Annotated in this window: 12 protein-coding genes; all 12 read right to left on the bottom strand. The window is 40.2% G+C overall.

The annotated features are described in order from the left end of the window. Window position 1: 1 nt before the first annotated feature. Window positions 2-1,333, bottom strand: a complete 1,332-nt coding sequence (locus BQ8014_RS09690; protein ID WP_139785109.1) for a DUF4933 domain-containing protein — start codon at window positions 1,331-1,333, stop codon at window positions 2-4. Window positions 1,334-1,368: 35 nt separating this feature from the next. Further along, window positions 1,369-1,800 carry an energy transducer TonB gene (locus BQ8014_RS09685; RefSeq protein WP_080904160.1) on the bottom strand — a complete coding sequence of 144 codons (432 nt, stop codon included), beginning with the start codon at window positions 1,798-1,800 and terminating at the stop codon, window positions 1,369-1,371. A 15-nt stretch (window positions 1,801-1,815) separates the two neighbouring features. Beyond that, entirely contained in the window at window positions 1,816-4,167 is a 2,352-nt protein-coding gene (locus BQ8014_RS09680; protein WP_080904159.1) for an ABC transporter permease, read from the bottom strand. A gap of 105 nt (window positions 4,168-4,272) precedes the next feature. Then, a complete protein-coding gene (locus BQ8014_RS09675) occupies window positions 4,273-6,636 on the bottom strand; it encodes an ABC transporter permease (RefSeq protein WP_080904158.1) in 2,364 nt (787 codons plus the stop codon). Between the two features lie 11 nt (window positions 6,637-6,647). Continuing rightward, a complete protein-coding gene (locus BQ8014_RS09670) occupies window positions 6,648-7,898 on the bottom strand; it encodes an efflux RND transporter periplasmic adaptor subunit (protein ID WP_080904157.1) in 1,251 nt (416 codons plus the stop codon). 14 nt (window positions 7,899-7,912) lie between these two features. Then, on the bottom strand, window positions 7,913-9,394 hold the full coding sequence (locus tag BQ8014_RS09665) for a TolC family protein (protein WP_080904156.1): 1,482 nt from the start codon (window positions 9,392-9,394) through the stop codon (window positions 7,913-7,915). A 200-nt stretch (window positions 9,395-9,594) separates the two neighbouring features. Further along, on the bottom strand, window positions 9,595-10,461 hold the full coding sequence (locus tag BQ8014_RS09660) for a hypothetical protein (protein WP_139785108.1): 867 nt from the start codon (window positions 10,459-10,461) through the stop codon (window positions 9,595-9,597). Between the two features lie 950 nt (window positions 10,462-11,411). Then, window positions 11,412-12,872: a DUF4933 domain-containing protein gene (locus tag BQ8014_RS09655; RefSeq protein WP_080904154.1), complete on the bottom strand. Its 1,461-nt coding sequence runs from the start codon at window positions 12,870-12,872 to the stop codon at window positions 11,412-11,414. A 19-nt stretch (window positions 12,873-12,891) separates the two neighbouring features. Then, a complete protein-coding gene (locus tag BQ8014_RS09650) occupies window positions 12,892-14,463 on the bottom strand; it encodes an ABC transporter permease (protein ID WP_160150066.1) in 1,572 nt (523 codons plus the stop codon). 233 nt (window positions 14,464-14,696) lie between these two features. Beyond that, window positions 14,697-15,251 carry an ABC transporter permease gene (locus BQ8014_RS09645; protein WP_080904152.1) on the bottom strand — a complete coding sequence of 185 codons (555 nt, stop codon included), beginning with the start codon at window positions 15,249-15,251 and terminating at the stop codon, window positions 14,697-14,699. Between the two features lie 105 nt (window positions 15,252-15,356). Continuing rightward, complete coding sequence (locus tag BQ8014_RS09640) at window positions 15,357-15,788, bottom strand: energy transducer TonB (protein WP_160150065.1); 432 nt, start codon at window positions 15,786-15,788, stop codon at window positions 15,357-15,359. A gap of 26 nt (window positions 15,789-15,814) precedes the next feature. After that, window positions 15,815-18,187, bottom strand: a complete 2,373-nt coding sequence (locus tag BQ8014_RS09635) for an ABC transporter permease (RefSeq protein ID WP_080904150.1) — start codon at window positions 18,185-18,187, stop codon at window positions 15,815-15,817. Window positions 18,188-18,660: the final 473 nt, after the last annotated feature.

Genomic DNA, 18,660 nt, shown 5'->3' with positions numbered 1-18,660 from the left:
TTTATTTCATGTACATCAGAAGAAATTCTCCATCTGCCATTTCATCACGCAGCGCAGCTACCTTATCCCGCTGTTCTTTAGATAGTCGTGCATCTTCGGACAAGTGTTTCAATGACGGCTCTGAACACAAGGTATATATGTACCCGTCTCCACAGGTAAGATTCTCCAGATAGATTGGGATTCCTTCGGTTATTGAGTTCTGTATCAATACCCGTCCCTTTTCTTCCGTATTTCCGGCCCGATAAAGCGCTTGCTCTATTTTGTCATAATAGTAAAGGATTGAACTACCTAATGAGAACAATAGAAACCGGTCGGTCTCCTTCAAATCCCGCGGAATCCGCTTGCCTTCCTGCTTGCCTTGCATCAGATCCTGAATCGTCGCCTGATGTGCGCCGGCATAAAAAACATAAGCAGGACAGATCCTATTCTCCGAAGTAAACCGGTAAACCGTATCATTCCCGATCTGTCTGACGGTCAACTGATCTTTCCAGTAATATAGATCCGAACTGCCCGGATTATGATAGGTAGATCCCTTAACGATCGGCAACATATTATGATTCAAAAAACGGCACAACGTATCACCTTTGGCATTCAGAGAATACATAAAAGGACTCTGCTTGTCATCGATCAATTTATAATCATAATCGATAAAAGTTTTATGTTTCGGATTTAAAAGCAAAGGTTGATGGGTCACAAGCATCCTTTTATATTCTTCCTGACGCGTTTTCAGATTATAGAAATGAACGCTAGCCTGACCTTTGGTGACGGAGGCATATAAACAAATGTCTCCGACAATTGTAAAACCTGCTAAGAGGCCATCTGCCAAATTCAGATCAATAGTTGCATCCGGCGGATTCTTTGCGGATAAGATCGTGTATTGATAAGTGCCGGCTTTGTCATAACAATACAGTCCCTGCATATTTCCGACAATCACCCAATTATCCTTCACCCGAACAGAAGGGAAGATTACCGGCGATGGAAGATTCGCCACATTGGAAATCATCACCATGCCTTGCGGAAGGAAAAAAGAAGTACCTTCGGATGCTTTCGGATGCTTTAGCTTTACATACTTAACCGTAGAAAAATAGTGACTTAAATCAAATGCTTTTGTCCGGAACTGTCCGGATACATCCAAGCTGACGGGAGGATTCGCCGGATCAACATGACGCACTTCCGGTTTTTCGGCAACCTCCAAGGTCGCGATCTCACCGTTCGTGAGCGTCTCTTCCTGCAAAGCAATTTCCTGCTTCACTTCCATCTCCAACGATTGCTTCTTTCCTCCGCCACAAGCAATCAGTAACAAGAAAACAAATAAGAATTGTATGTATTTCATTCGATTTTATTAAATTATCTCTTCATTCATTCGATTTATTCCGCAGGAAAATGTACGAGAATGGTCCAAAGTGAGCGGACCAACTTTCTGTTTCCTTTTTCTGCCGGAGTAATTTTCGCTTCTTTAATCAGACGGATCGCCTCATTATCCAATTCTTTATTTCCACATCCCCGAACTTGAATATTGGAAGCCGTGCTGTCTTTTTCAACGACACATTGGACAATCACCGTCTTCTTATCCTTCTGATCCCAATCCTTATATTTGTTATTCGTTCGGAAATATGCTTGCGCATTTTCAAGTATAGCTGTTGTTTCAACATCGGAAGCGGAAGCATAAATAGTGGTATCTTCTTCCGTCCGGAACGGTTGATTCTCCACATTTTCATCTACCACCGGCAAACTCTCTTTTTTCGGATTATGACAGGCAACGATCATAGCTAATAAAAAAAACGTCATCCACTTTTTCATGTTTTTCTATTTTAATTATTCACTTCTTAATGATTCCACAGGATTTTGCCGGGCTGTATAATAGACTTGTACGGCTATGACCAGAAAGGTGATCAACATCAGGAAGAAAGGAATCAATAGAAAGATCCACCAACTCAACGGCGTGCGATAGACGTAATCCTGCAACCATTCCGCCATCAGCAGGTAGCTGATCGGGATCGCAATGACGGAAGCAATCGCCGCTATCTTTAAGATATCCCCTGCAAAAAGCCGGATGATATCCAGAATAGTTGCACCATTGATCTTACGGATCGCGATTTCTTTCGTCCGTTTCTCAATCATAAATGAAATCATGCTGATGATTCCCAATAACGAAAGGACAAAGGAGATAATGGAAAATACCGAAAGCATACCTGCCGTACGAAGTTCCACTTCATACATCTTATTATAGTCGTCTTCTACCGTATGATACATCACCGGACGTTTGGCATAGTCGGGCTTCATTTCTTTATATTTCGCCAGGATATAATCTAACGTCTTTTGTTTGTCCTTACCGGTTGTTTTAATGAACAGACTCATACAGGATTCCGGATTAAAACTAATAATCAAAGGACTGATATTCTCTTTCAATGGTTTGAAATTAAAGTCTTTTACAACACCGATAATTTTCCCTTTCATCCCCCAGCCATAAAAGACTGTAATCCCGATCGGATTCTCCTCTCCCATCAGCTTTTTGAACGATTCGTTAATAACGATGTTAAATGATTTGGCTTCCGCGTATTGCCACCAGGTCAGTCCGGGCGGAATAAATTGTCCGTCCAGCATTTGTAAACCAAATGTACTCGCATAATTATGGTCGCAAAAGATTTGCGTAAATTCCATCTCTTTGACATCTTCTTTACACCCTTCCCAGGAGACACCGCTATATCCCCAGGAAGAGTTATAGGGAGCGCTGCCTGCGATCGTTGCCTCAAGGATATTCGGATTCTCCTGCTTGATAATCTTTATAAAATCTTCCGCCTGATACCACAACGAAGTTTCCAAGACGAGGATATTCTTCCGGTCGACTCCCGTCTCGGCGTTGAAGATGGCATGGATCTGTTTATACATCACAAAGGTACAGATCAGAACACCCACGGATAAGAAGAACTGGATACCAACCAAGACCATTCGTAATCGATCCTTCGATCCGGTCTTGGAACCACCTCTGAAGATAGTAATCGGACTAAAAGACGATAAATAAAAGGCTGCATATCCGCCGGACAAAATCGTAATCAAAAGGCAAACAAGAATCGCAATTCCAATAGATGCCCCATCAAAATCGAATACAATCTGATTCCCCATCACCTGGCTGAATTCCGGGAATAAAAGTTTCACCAGCATCAAAGCGAAGAGTACGGATACAAGCGACATGATAAACGATTCAAATAAAAAACGATCAATTAACTGCCGTTTGTTGGCTCCGGTTACCTTGCGTACGCCTACTTCTTTCATCCGGTTCATCGCACGGGCAATTGAAGTATTTACATAATTGATAATGGCTATAAAAAGAATAAGCAACACGGCCACCGAGAAAAAATAGATTTGCGATAAATTACCGTAAACAATATCGTCTGAGTTGACCGCTACTTCCTTAGGCGAATGCAAATGAATATCCCGAAGCGGCTGTAAAACCAGCGTGTTTTTAGTTTCTTTCGTCGTGGAAAGGAAATCTGCAATCTGTTTCCTTAATTCCGGACTCAGAGCCGTATGCTCTTTCAACATAACATAATGTACGCCATAGCCAATTTGGCCGGCAACATTTAAAAGGTCAAACCGGACTTGTGTATTTTTAGGAAGCTTGACCACTGCTTTAATAGTATAGCCTTCCTCAGATGCGAACGAGAGAGTTTTACCTATTGCCGACTCGTTTCCAAAAAACTTATGAGCGGCCTCTTCCGACAAGAGGCATCCTCTTTCCTGCGCCACACTCTGTGGCGATCCTTCTACGTATTCATAGTCGAACATACGCAGGAAATCTTCATTGGCATTTACGACATTCGCCATAATACCATCTCCCTCTTTTCCTTTTTCAATCAGGGGTAAACGCTCGTTGTACAGATACGTCGCCGCCTCGATTTGCGGAAACTTACTCTTCAAGTCATCCGCAATCCCCGGCCGGATCCAAAGGGAATGATGCAAGCCATCCGTCCGTTTTTCCACTTCCATCAAACGGTATGTCCGGTCGGCTTTTTGATAACAGTTTTCAAAACTCATTTCAAACTTCACCCAGAAGATGAGCAGAAAACAACAGGCTATCGCTATCGACAGTCCCAGGATATTGACGATTGAATATCCTTTGTCCCGGAGAATACTCCGGATCGCTATTTTTAGATAATGTATCAGCATAATTAGTTCCCTATTTTATTTCAAGATTAATTCCTGTTGAAAAATACTTTTGTAAATTCTCTGTTTTAATCATGATTGTAATGTTTTTATATTGTTTAAAACAAATTATTCTGATTTCAAGATTTCCGCCGGATTGACATTTGCCGCTTTTCGAACCTGGAACAGGAGTGTGAGTAAGGATATTGCCGCCGTCACAATAAAAGCAAGGACAAATAACCACCAAGACATAGGTGTTTTATAGGCAAAATCTTTCAGATAAGAATGAATGCCGAGCCATGCTAAAGGTGCCGCAATAACAAAAGCGAGGCAGAGTAATATCAAATATTTCTTCACTAATATCCGGACGATAACAGGAAAGGTCGCTCCATTGACTTTACGTATCGCAATCTCCTTATAACGTTGCTGTACATCAAATAGCGATATACTGAACAAACCCAGCGAAGAAACAAGAATCGCAATGACGGTAAAAATCGTATAAATGGTTGACACCTTTTTATCCTCTTTATACATATCATGCACTTCATCTTCCACAAACGTGTATTTAAATCCATCTCCAACCGTCTCGTCATGTAATTTCTTCAGGAATTTCAGAGCTTCTTGTTTATGTCCGGGAAGAATGGATGCGATTACAATAAGATCATCCTTCATTATACCTTGATAAAAGCCAGCGGAATAATACATAACCACAGGATATTGTTCCCGCCCCAAATGCGATACATAGAAATCGTTGACTACTCCTACCACTTTGTAAGAAAGATTACTATAATTAGGATTATCTAATCGAAGCCATATCGGATGTTCTCCCTCTAATTTGGCATCGTTAATGTCTTTTATTCCAAAATACTTACAAGCCGATTTACTTATTATCAGATTGCTCTCGGAAAGTTCTTTGCTATCGTCCCAACGCCGTCCTTCGATCAGTTTGATATCGAATAGATCCATCCATTCGTTTGAAGTGCCAAGTAGGGTTACTTTCTTCATGCCGCTATCGCCTGAACTGAATTTCATCTGATTTTCCGTACCGGGGTATATATAATTCGGACTTTGTCCGCACGTCCAACCGCTAAAGAGAGGAGATGCGGACATCTGCTGTTTGATGACTTCCCTGTCTTTATATTGAAAAGATACTTTAATAATGTCTTTTGTCTTATATCCGAGGTCTGCATTCAACATGTAATGAAGTTGTTTCATGAAAAAGGCAGAGATAATGATCATAAAAATGGTGATAGCATACTGGAGTAATAAAAAAGCCTTACGGGAAAAACCACGACCTCCTGTGTTTCCCACACTTTGCAATGATTTTATCGGCGTTGAATAGTGATAACGAATGAACTGGGAGAAAGCCGCGATCGCAGGGATAAGAAATAAAAAAGAGAGCAGAAGCGCAACATCAAATTTCAGGTCTGATACCTGATCGACTCCTAAGGCCTTACTAATATATAGACCAGCCGTTTCAGTCAGAGCTAATGCGATTATCAAGGCGACACCGATCATTGCCATACATTCAACCGTCAACTGGATGAAAATAGAGAACCCGTCCGCTCCGAATACTTTTTTCATTCCCAATTCACGTCCGCGCCTCGACAAGATAACCGAATAGATATTGATGAAATTAACGGCTCCGACAATCAATAATAAAAAACCGACACCAGTCAAAATCAGAATGTATTTATAATCCGCCGTTTTAAAAACCGTAGATACTATACCCTTGCTTAAATATACCTCAGATAGAGGATAAAGCTGGAAACGAAGGTCCATATTCCAATATTCCATGTGGAAAAAGTCTTTATACTCTTCATTTATCTTCTGATAATCAACATTCGGGAAAAGCAAAACTAAACCCACCGGATTCAACAATATCAAAGATTCCGATTGGTTGAACATAATAAGGTCGAAATCAAGACTACTTTTGGTTTGCGGTTCTTTCATCACGCCCACGATCACCAGTTCTTTATTATCTTTTTCATAATGAATTGATTTTCCGACAGCCGACTCTTTCCCGAATAGTTTTTGGGCTAAAGAAGATGTTACAATAATCTCATCGGGACGCTTGATATTGGACAGTCCTTCAGCGACGGGATAAGTCATGATATCCAGGAAATTGCTATCGCTTACCAATGCGGTTATTTCAAATTCTTTTTTCCCGGATATGATTTTTTCATTTTCGTACAAACTGAACTGAGTACTTTTTTCTATACCCGATGCCTTTGTTATATCTCTGTATGAAGTTTCTTTTCCCGGATTGAATGCCCCTTGGAATAGAGTCTTCCCGGATGGGCTATATCCGTCCAAAGTTGTTACATAGATTCGATCCGATTTTTCATGGAAACGGTCCACATTAAATTCGCTGTTCACATACCTGAAAAGAATGATGACACAAGCCAGGCTGAGAGCCAATCCCAATATATTAATTATGGTATATGACCTGAAATGCAAAACCGCACGTAACGCCAAGCCTATTATTTTCATGGTTATTTTCTTTATTTCAAGATCAGTTCCTGCACATCGCCAAAGTTATCATAACCGGAGATAATAACGCGGTCGCCGGCTTTTAATCCTTCCAGTATTTCATATTGCCGGGGATTTTGCCGGCCGATCCCGATCGGTGCCTTCACGGCCTTATTCTCATCTTTATTCAGTTTAAAGATCCACTGTCCGCCGGTCGCCTGGTAGAAATTTCCTTTATCAACCACCAAAGCATCTTCGGGTTGGCCTAATTCCACCTGAAGACGGTAACTTTTTCCGATCCGGATGTTATCCGGCGTCTGCCCGGTGAAAACCAAATCGACATCGAATTGCCGATCCTTAACCTCCGGATTGATTTTCGATATCTTTAACGGATATTTTTTCTCCTGGTAAAGGATGGAAGCCGGGAGGCCGACTGACAGCCGGTCGATATAATATTCGCTGACTTTCGTGCTGATCTTCAAGTGGTCGATCACTTTTTGCTCGCCGAGGCTGTTGCCGGCCGAAACCCGCTCGCCGGGCATTACACTGACAAAACTCAATTGTCCGTCCATCGGCGCCCGCACAATCAGGTCATCGAGGCGGTCATGACTCCGTTTAAACCGTTTTTCTTCGCGCAACAGATCGCTCCGCATCAAGTCCGTTTGGATGAGATTCGTCAACGAGTCATGCCTTAACTCCTGCAGCAACAGTTGCGTATTTTTCTGATTATAATCGTAATCGTCCGAAGCCACTTCCAGTTGGGCTTTGCTTTTGATACCTATTTTATACTCTTCCTGATCCAGGTTATATTGCTTGCTCAGCCGGTCTAATTCGTACTTCGTTTTCAAAACAGTGCGTTTCAGCTCGGAAGTTTTCCGCTCCATTTGCAACGCTTTCTCCTTATAGGACACCTGTTGTTTCTCCAATTCATCCCGTTCGTCTTCGATCGTACGCTGCAAATCGGGATTTGTGAGGATCAGGATGGTATCGCCCCGCTTTAACATGCTCCCGTCTTCCGCAACAATCCGTTCGACAATGCCACTTTCCATACTGTTCAACTTGATCGTCAATTTGGGTTGGGCCAGCCCCTCCACATCCAGGTATTCCATAAACTTATCCTGTTTCACTTCCACAATCTGTACCTGTTCCCGGTCATACCGCAAGCGGGAAGGGCCGGTAGCCAATACCAGCAAATAGATAAGAAGCGCCAGCAAAACCACACTCCCTCCGATCAGGTATTTGTATTTCCAGACCGGATGTTTCTTTTTCAAGGGTATATCCATACTCATAATCGTTTTTATTTCAATAGGGATTCGTAATCTTCCGTCAAAGGCATTCCCTTCACAAAGTCGAACAGAGTCAGGCTTCGCAGGGTATAATAAAGCGTCCAATAATTATACAACGCATTAATATAATTCCGTTTTGCCGTATCTTTCTCCGAAATGGAAGCATTCAGATCCAGGATTGTCGATTTGCCCAGGATATACAGCCGGCGCGCCACCTCGTTCCGGCGATTAGCCGTCTGATCGGTCTTAGCCGCCACATTGACTTTACTCGTTTGCAAGTTGAATTGCTTTACCACTTTCAGCACATTGAGTTCAAAGTTAGTCATATCCTGCTCCACTTGCGTATACACCATGTCCCGATTCGATTCGGCCACACGGATCCGCCCTTTCCCCCTCCCCCAGTCCAGGATGGGCAAACGCAGCCCTAATTGAATATATTGCTGGTTCAACGGATCTTTATAGGCGGAACTGACTTTATCCCCCGTTTGCGTCAATCCGACCTGTGCATAGATATCGGCCTTCAGACCGGAAAGAGACCGGGCATACGCCACATTACTCTCGCTCTCCCGTTTCCTGCGTTCCATCGTGATCCTGTCGGGACTATTGGAGAAAGCAAGGCTTAATGCCTCGTCCAGCTCCACCTGTGCAGCAGGGATCTCCGGACGGACTTCCACTTCAATGACCACCCGATCCGTCATCCCCAGGTAGGATCGCAATTCCTGCATATAATCATCCACCTCGATTTGGGCATTCATCCGGTTGCTTTCTTCCGTCAACCGGTTCACCTCCAATTGCAACATCTCATTCTCTGTGATCGTTCCGATATTATAACGCCCCTGGGCAAATATGTATAAAGTGTCCGCGTTCGCATAGTTCGTCGACGCGATACGCAAATTCGTTTGTGCCCGGGCCAGGTCAAAAAACTTAGTCACGGCCCGGGTCGAAACCAGTTCCAGTGTCTCCACATAAGATTTCTTCGCTTCTTCGAAGCGCAACGGTTCTATCTTTTTATCCCATTTCAAAGAATTGTAACCGAATAGCGCTTGCTCGTATGTCACCGTCACCGGATTGGATTTGTAAGTATGCGTCCGGCTGTCTCCGTATAAATCCAGGCGTTGCAAGCCGCTATTGACAGACAAGGAACCTCCGGTCCACGGAATATTCTGTGTAATCGAAAGAGCCCCGTCTGCCATCAATTGGTTTTGTTCCACATAGTGGGAAGAACCGTCCGATAAATTAACGACATTGATTTGGTGGTTGAAATTGGGAGTTGATGTAAACGTCAGTGAGGGCCGGTAGTTTGCCTTATAGAAACAATAGTTCCAGTAGGCAGAACGAAAGCTATGCCGTGCGACCAGCACATCCGGTGACTGCCGGCGGGCGATCTTCACAGCCGTCTCCACCGTCAGGCGCAGCGTATCGTACGACTGGCTTCGTACAACGTACGAAACCATTCCCAAAAGCAGTATCACGTATGCGATTTTTCTTCTCATCTTTTGAAGTATCTGCTATAAGGAAATCAAGAATCATGCCATTGGATTAAAGTACTAAATAATAGCAATATATAAAAATAACACCACCCATAAAATGTGCAAATACGCACACCAAGGGTGCGAAATCGCACGAATAGTAGAGATTAAGCTGATAACGGCTCAACCTCTATTTCGATTGTCTAAACAGGAAAAGCCTGTGTCTATTTTATACAATTTTCAGTAAACGCTTCCCTACTAAAATTGATTGGTTCTGAATATTTTTTATTTAGCTCATCGTTGATTTTCCGGATGCAATTCTCAAACGGGATTCCGTATATCTTTTCAAAATCGCCCATGCCGTTTTGCCACAACTGCTTGAAATTTCCTATTCCATAATTATCAATTAGATAACCTACCATATAGGCTGCTTGATTATAAAATATTTTTCTTTGAATCAAACTATCTCCTTTCTGGTAAAAATTCATGGTTGAATCAGGAGGTATAAGTTTTCCGTTTTGCAGGAAATATACATACCGTTGTTCGAAAGTATACCCATCGCAATCTTCTGTTTCAGGGGAGGATAATGTGGCCAGACCTTCTTCAAACCAAGGAGAAAAGTCATGTGTCTGTCCCCATTTGAGAAAGGCTACCATATGCATCACTTCATGCCCGAGCGCGTTATGTTTGCCTCCATGTACCGCATATATTAAATTTACATCAGGTCTTGCACCCTCGGGATAAGATTCGTAATCTTTGGGGAAAGCAGTTCCTCCAATACCTGTTCCCAAAAGATTTTTCATATCATTCCTGGTAGGAACCAATACGAAATGGATAGCGTCATCGAACGGCGGCTCATGGATTAATTCAAGGCTTCGCGTAATGCACTCCTTGGTCCTTGTTATAAGTTCTTTCCGCTCGGAACGGCTCAATGTTTTCGACATGGAGAATTTAAAGTTCCCTTCCTTTTGGGTCACCATTCCTGCTAATCTCACTTGCCGATCGAGAGGATTTTCTGAAAGCCTGCCATATACAAATAACGATAGAAGTACGATTAATAGTAAAGAAAGTAATAGTATCAGTTTTTTCATAATATTTGTTGTTTGGTTGTAGTACAAAATTACATAATAGTTTTTCAGTTTATTCACAGACATGTAAAAATATTGAAACGATATTTCGGCTATTTTTGTCGAAGTACAATCAATCCTTTTTCGCTAAAATACTCCGTAAATGATAGAAAGCGGTCTTGACGTTCCCCTCAAAAAATACGATATTTTGTTGCATCTGGAATGAGAAGAATCATATGGAAGTAAAAGAATCAATTATGCATATTTTAAATTTATTAAAAAGACAAAATTTAAAAACAAAATGCTTTGATAAAGATATTCTCATGCCATTTTTGCTGGCTTATCCTGGATAAATCGGAACATAGCAGTTCTTCGTAAGCTCCCTTTTAGGTGAAAATACAGAGGTCGGAGTAAATTCGCCGTGTTCTTGAACCAGTCATTGAAATAGGTTGGGATATCTTCAGCCCTTGCTGTTTGAATATTTCTATCTTCAAGGATTTATTCTCAGTACTCTCTTTAGGAAATAAGCCTGAATTAGGAGTTGAAGTAAACGTCAGTGAAGGCCGGTAGTTTGCTTATAAAAACAATAATTCCAGTAAGCGGAACGAAAGCTATGCCGTGCAACTACTACATCCAGCGATTGCCGGCGAGCAATCTGCACAGCTGTTTCCACCGTCAAGCGCAGCGTATATCGTATGTCTGACTCCGCAGGTAAGATACCATCCCCAGAAAAAGTATCACTAATGAAATATATCTTCTCATCTTTTGACTTATTTATTAACAATAAAGCAAGAATCGCACCATTCCAACAAATGACTATATATGAGAATAATACAAAACGTAGACATATCCCAAAAGGTGCATATATGCACATATTAGGTACGGAATCGCATTGAAAGACCTTCCCTGCGGCGTAATGATTGCAATATTGTATCTTTCACTTTTTAATGATTCTGCCGGTATGATAGATAGAATTAAGATCTTTCCAGAATCATCAATACCAACTCATCTTCGTTCGTCGAATCGTACATTTCTCTTGTTTTTTGTTGCTGTGAGGTTGATAATTCAGAGAAGTAATTACTTCTGAGAATTTCTCCCAACTGTTGTTTGGTGTAGGTCGCATAAAGCGATCTCCCATTCCACCGTGCATCTGATATTTTAAGCGGGAGAGTGTCTTTAAGACTATTCTTGATAATAGAACCTTCCGGAAATGTACTCATTTGAATACGATATAAATGTTTATCTTTCTTATCGAAAAAATAATCTCTAAATTTTACTTGATTGGTCTCTACCATATGGGGCACATCCCTATCCAAAGAGTAATGGAGATATAAAAAATCATTTGTCTCCAGACAGAATCCAAAAATCAACTTGTCTTTTGTTTTGGCAGTGGCCGCATCTTTAACTGTCAGTTTTTTATTCCCTGTATCAAGGATATATACAGCTTCCAATGTTTGTGGAGACTGGACTTTGTATATCGTGTCGTTAAAAGCTTGACGTAAAAAAAGCTGATCATTATAGTAGTATGCTATATTATATTCAGGAAAAGTGAAGACCTTCTCATCAGGGTCTAATATAGGATTGAAACTGAGAAATTCCGAAACAATATTTCCTTGTATTCCATTAACAACACTCCAAATCGCTTTTCGCTGTTTAAAATCAGGGAGCGGATTGTAACTAATATATTCATTCCGATTAATCAATCTGGCTATATCAGGTCGCTTATCATAACTTGTCGTGTATTCTCCTTTTCTTCTTTTGAGGTTATAAAGATGCATTTTGTAGAGGCCATCTTCTTTCGTAGCAATCAGTGCCGTCTCTTTAAAGACAGAAAAGTCTGTAATTTCTCCTTTCATCCCATTAGCCTGTAAATAACCATGGTGTTGCTGTTTGTCAAAAGAGGGAAGTTTATCAGGTAGAGCTAAGGTATAAGAAAACTTTCCAGACAAGTCGTAAACATGATAACCCAAATAACGATCTCCTGCAATAATATCTTGATCCGAAAAAAACACTTGTGGGTTACCTATATAATCAAATGCCATACTATTTCCAAAATCCACTTCAATCGTTGTATTGGCTAAGAAAATACCCTGTCGGGAGGACAAAGGATGTTTCAGCTTTACATAACGTACTTTTTTATAATAATCAGCCAAGTCAATACCCTTTGCCTCCGTATCTTCTTTCAATAGATTAAGTTTCACCGGAGGGCTACTGGAATTTATTTCTCTTTTTCCTATACCCGAAGATTGTTTTTGAAGAGCTGGTTGTGCTTTGGCTGAGTTATATACGACTTTTGATTCTTGGAGTGAATCCTTTGGAGCGATTATTACAGCCTTTTCTTGATTTTCTACAGTAAGAGATTGTTTTTTTGATTTTCCGCAACTGATAAACGTGAGCGTACAGACTATCGGAATTAAAAAGTATACGTTTTTCATCTTATTTTAGTCTTTTGAATTATTCACTCCGTAACGATTCCACCGGATTTTGCCGAGTGGTAAAATAGACCTGGGTGGCAATAACTAAAAATATAATAAACACTAACCATAAAGGTATTAATGCAAATATCCACCAGCTCAACGGCGTACGATAAACGTAGCTCTGTAACCATTCGCCCATCAGCAGGTAACAGGCCGGAATAGCAATAACGGAGGCAATGGCGGTGATTTTCAGAATATCATTGCCGAAAAGCATAATTATATTCCGCATGCCGGCGCCGTTGATCTTACGGATAGCTATCTCTTTCGTCCGCTTCTCAATCATAAACGAGATCATGCTGATAATTCCCATCAACGATAAGATAAATGAAATAATAGAAAATACGGACAAAACTCCCGCAGTCCGCAGCTCGGCTTCATACATCTGATTATATTCATCCTGAACGGTATGATATAATATAGGACGTTTAGCCCATTTTACCTTCATTTCCTTATATTTTGATAAAATGTAATTCAAAGTATGCTGCTGATCTTTTCCCGTAGTTTTGATAAAAAGTTCGTCACTGACTTCCGGATTAAATGATATAATTAATGGAGTAATCTTGTCTTTAAGCGGTTTGAAATTAAAATCCTTCACAACACCGATAATCTTTCCTTTATATCCCTCATTGTAAGTGATTGTAATTCCTATGGGATTCTCTACACCCATTAGTTTCTTGAATGACTCATTTATGACTATATTGAATGATTTTGGTTCTGAAAACTGCCACCAGGTAAGATTCGGCGGGATAAACTCACCTTCCACCATCTTTAAACCAAAGGTGTTAGCATAATGACAATCACAGGATATTTGTGTGAACTCTATTTTCTTTATCTCCTCTTTACAGCCTTCCCAATAGATACCGCTATATCCATACTTCGCATTATAAGGGGCGCAACTGGCAATAGAGGCATCGATAATGTTCGGGTTTTCTTGTTTAATGACCTGAATAAAATCTTCCGCCTCATACCATAGCCAGGTCTCCAATACAATGATATTTTTCCGATCCACTCCGGTTTCAGCTGTAAAGATGGTATGTATTTGCTTGTAAATAAAAAATGTACAAATCAACACTCCGACCGAAAGGAAGAATTGAATGCCTATCAGCAATGCACGCAATCCTTTTTTCGAGCCTGTTTTACTTCCACCCCGAAAAATCAGAATGGGTGAAAATGACGAGAGGTAAAAGGCAGCATATCCTCCCGATAAAAATGAAATCAGGATACAAAAAAGCATAGTAATAAGAAATGATTGCCAGTTAAGATCAAACGTAAGTCGATTTCCCATCAGTTGGGTAAACGAAGGAAACAGAAATTCCACCAGCAATAATCCCAAGAGAACAGCAACGAATGAAACGAGAAACGCTTCAAATAAGAAACGTACAATCAATTGCCGTCTTGTAGCGCCGGTCACCTTTCGAACCCCCACCTCTTTAATCCGGTTCATCGCTCGGGCGACGGAAGTATTCACGTAATTGATTATCGCTACGCAAAGAATTAATAGGACAGCGAATGAAAAAAAATAAATCTGGGAAAGACTGCCATATTTCATTGTCTCCTCTTTGGATGTAATATTACGGGGAGTGTATAGATGAATCTTCTTTAATGGTTGTAATTCAAGCGTATTTTTTGTATCTCTTGTTGTAGTCAAAAAGTTGGCAAGCTGATTTCGAAATTCGGGTCTAATTCTCGTGCCTTTTTTAAGCATAATATAATGTATCCCATAATTAATCTTATCAGAAACATATAGAAGATCAAACCGGATTTGCGTATTTTTAGGAATCCTCACAACCGCCTGTATTGTATACTTAAATACTCTTCCGGTCCATTAGCCAACGTTCGTCCGATAGCAGAAGAATTACCAAAAAACTTGTGTGCAACTTCCTCAGACAATACACATCCCCTTGTAGCGACAACATTCTGCGGCGAACCTTCTATATATTCAAAGTCGAACATAGCCAGAAAATCCAGATCATTAACCTCCGTAAAGTTTAATATAATTCCATCTCCGGGCTTACCAACCTCCCAAAAAGGACTTAACATACTGAAAACAGTCGTGACTGCCTCGATTTGCGGAAAGGTATTCTTCAATCCCTTTGATATTTCAGGATGAATATTAGTTGTATGAGATAATCCATCTTCCCGTTTTTCCACTTCCATTAGGCGATAAATCCGGTCAGCATTCACAAAGCAATCCTCGTAGCTCATTTCGAACTTCACCCAGAAGATGAGCAGGAAACAACAGGCGACCGCGATCGATAAACCCAAGATATTGACTACGGAATATCCTTTATCCCGGAGAATGCTTCGAATCGCTATTTTTAAATAATGCATTAGCATAAGGCCGTCTGTTTGTATATAGTATAGTTTTTGGAATTAATTTATTCCATTGATAATATAACTATCATGCGTTATCCCGAATGAATATATAGAATTTAAAACTCATTATTTAGGGGGAAAATCCACTACTATTGTAAACCGGCTTCTTACGGCTTCACCCCTGGCATCTTTCCCGGGAATAACCTTGGCATCTTCGATTAAACGGATGGCTTCCTTATCCAGTTTTTCATTTCCGCAACTTCGGCGAGCTATAACATCCGAAGTAGTGCTATCTTTTTCTACCACACATTTTATTATAACCATTTTTCGGTTTTTTTCATCCCAATCTTTGTATTTGTTATTCGCTTTAAAGTAAGCTCCTGCATTTTCAAGGACAGGAGTAGTGTAAGGGGGTTCATCTAATGATGCATCTGCCTCGGTTACTTCCGTAGTATCTCTCTGTCCAACCGTCGCAGGCTCTTCTTCCGGCAAAGTCTGTTTTTTGTTGTTACCACAAGCTGTTATTAAAATGGCTAAAAGAATAATTACCTTTTTCATAAAAATCTGTATTAATCGGTTTATAATCATTCACTCCGTAAAGATTCCACCGGATTCTGCCGGGCTGTAATATAAACTTGTATAGATATTACAACAAAAATAACCAACAATAAGCACAACGGAATCAGTGCAAATACCCACCAGCTAAGCGAGGTACGGTATATATAGTCTTCCAGCCATTTTGACATCAACAGATAACAGATAGGAATAGCAATAACGGATGCCACTGCGGCCATTTTTAATATGCTGCCTGCAAAGAGTTTGACGATATCCCAAATTCCCGCACCGTTAATCTTACGGATCGCAATTTCTTTTGTCCGTTTCTCGATCATAAAAGAAATCATACTGATAATCCCCATCAAAGAAAGCAGGAAAGAAATCACAGCAAAAACCGACAATATCCCTGCCGTACGAAGTTCGGCCTTATACATTTTGTTATACTCACTTTCAACCGTGTGGTACATTACAGGACGATTAAATAAATCGGATTTCAACTCTTTGTATTTCTCTAAAATATAACTAAGCGTTTTTTGCTTATCCTTTCCCGTTGTTTTTATATAAACGATTTCACAAGCCTCCGGATTAAACGAAATAATTAATGGAGATATTTTCTCTTTCAACGGTTTAAAATTGAAATCTTTTACTACGCCGATTATCTTACCACGATAGATAACATTTATGCCATAAGTAACGGTAATCCCGATTGGATTCTCTACCCCTATTACTTTCTTAAAAGATTCATTGATTACTATATTAAAAGATTCGGCCTTTGAATCCTGCCACCAAGTTAAACCGGGAGGAATAAATTCACCTTGTAGCATTTTTAATCCGAAGGTGTTGGAATAGTGATGATCACAAAATATTTGAACAAAACCAATATCATTATCAGCGTCGTTACTCCCCTCCCATGAAACATTACTATACCCCCATGTTGCATTATAAGGGGGGCAATTTGCTATTGTAGCATCAATAATATTTGTATTTTCTTGTTTGATCACTTGAATGAAATTTTCCGCACCATCCCATAATCCGGTATCCAACACTATTATATTTTTCCGATCCATTCCTGTATCCGCATTAAAAATGGCATAGATCTGTTTATATATAAAAAAAGTACAGATCAGTATACCGACTGATAGAAGGGATTGAACACCAATTAATATTTTTCGTAAATTTTCTTTTGAACTCGTTTTTGATCCTCCGCGAAGAATATTCGCAATGCTAAAAGAAGAAAGGTAAAACGCGGCATAACCTCCTGATAAGAGAGTTATTATAACACAAAACACACAAGCGGTCAATATCGTTAGCCAATCGAATTTAAGTGGTACCTTATTCCCCATGATATTAGTAAACCCGGGGAAAAGTAATTGAACTAATACAAGAGCGACTAAAACGGCCAGTACAGATAGGACAAATGATTCAGATAGAAAACGTTCTATAATTCTTCGTCGGTTAGCTCCTGTTACTTTTCTAACTCCGACCTCTTTCGTTCGGTTAAGTGACCGGGCTATCGAGGTATTTACATAATTGATGATTGCTATAAAAAGAATAAGTAAGGCTGCAAAGGAAAAATAACAGATTTGGCTCAAACTGCCATAAATTTGCTCAATTTTATACATGACTTCTTCTGTAACTTCTTTGGGCGAATGCAGATGAATGTCTTTTAGCGGTTGCATGACTAATTTATTTTTTACTCCTTCAGAATTAGGAGGCATGCTATTCGCTATTTGTTTCTTTAGTTCAGGGGTTAATTTGATTCCCTCTTTTAACATAATAAAATGGGTACCGTAACGTATGTATATAGGGGCATTAATATCTAATATATCGAAACATATTTGCGTATTTTTCGGCATTTTTACTACAGCGCTAATCAAATAAAGATCATCGGACCTTTTTATCTTCTTTCCTACCGGAGATTCCTTTCCGAATATTTTTTCAGCTGCCTTTTCTGTGATAAGACATCCCTTGTTTTTCACGACACTTTGAGGAGAACCTTCTACATATTCAAACGAAAATATTCGTAAAAAATCTTCATTAGTGCTGGATAAATTGACCTTTATTCCATCACCTTCACTTCCTTCTTTTGAAACAAAAGCCTCCACACTATATAAAAAGGTAGATGCTTCTATTTGAGAAAAAGAGTTTTTCAATTCCCTAAAAATACCCGGGCGAATAAAGGTTTTATGAAATGCTCCGCTTTGCCTGTTTTCCACTTCCATCAGGCGATAAATCCGGTCAGCGTTAGAATAACAAGTCTCGTAGCTCATTTCGAACTTCACCCAGAAGATGAGCAGGAAACAACAGGCGATCGCGATCGATAAGCCCAAGATATTGACTACGGAATATCCTTTATCCCGGAGAACGCTTCGAATCGCTATTTTTAAATAATGCATTAGCATAAGGCCGTCTGTTTTTTCACTTATTTAGGAACAGAAACAAGAATCATGCCATTTATTTAAACAATTAAAAACAAATAGAATACGAAAATTCAGTCAATGCAAATAAGTGCAACTACGCACATATTAGGTGCGTAATCGCACAAAACTATCTTCTTTTTATAAAATAATATCATTACTGTCCGATAAAAAAGAAAAGGTCGAAGTTAAGCGCAAGCATAACCAAAAAAGATACGGCCAAGCAGGGCAAATGCATTTAAACTCCCATTATGTTCGGCGGAAGCTCCAGCTTCCGTCGGTGATCAAAGCGAGGCTCCCGCCTCGCAATGATTCTCCTTTTTTGATAGTCAAAGCAGGATCTTTGCTTCCAACACGACGCAGTGAGGACACTCCACCGAACAAAGGGGTAAAATGCCTTATACAGCCAAGGCGTTCAAGGAGAAGATTCGTTTATTGGATTGGCCTAACTCAAATTT

Origin of the sequence: Parabacteroides sp. Marseille-P3160, from assembly GCF_900162725.1 — a bacterium.
Classification (GTDB): domain Bacteria; phylum Bacteroidota; class Bacteroidia; order Bacteroidales; family Tannerellaceae; genus Marseille-P3160.
Note: the sequence above shows the minus strand (reverse complement) of the source record. Positions and strands in the feature narration are given on the sequence as shown.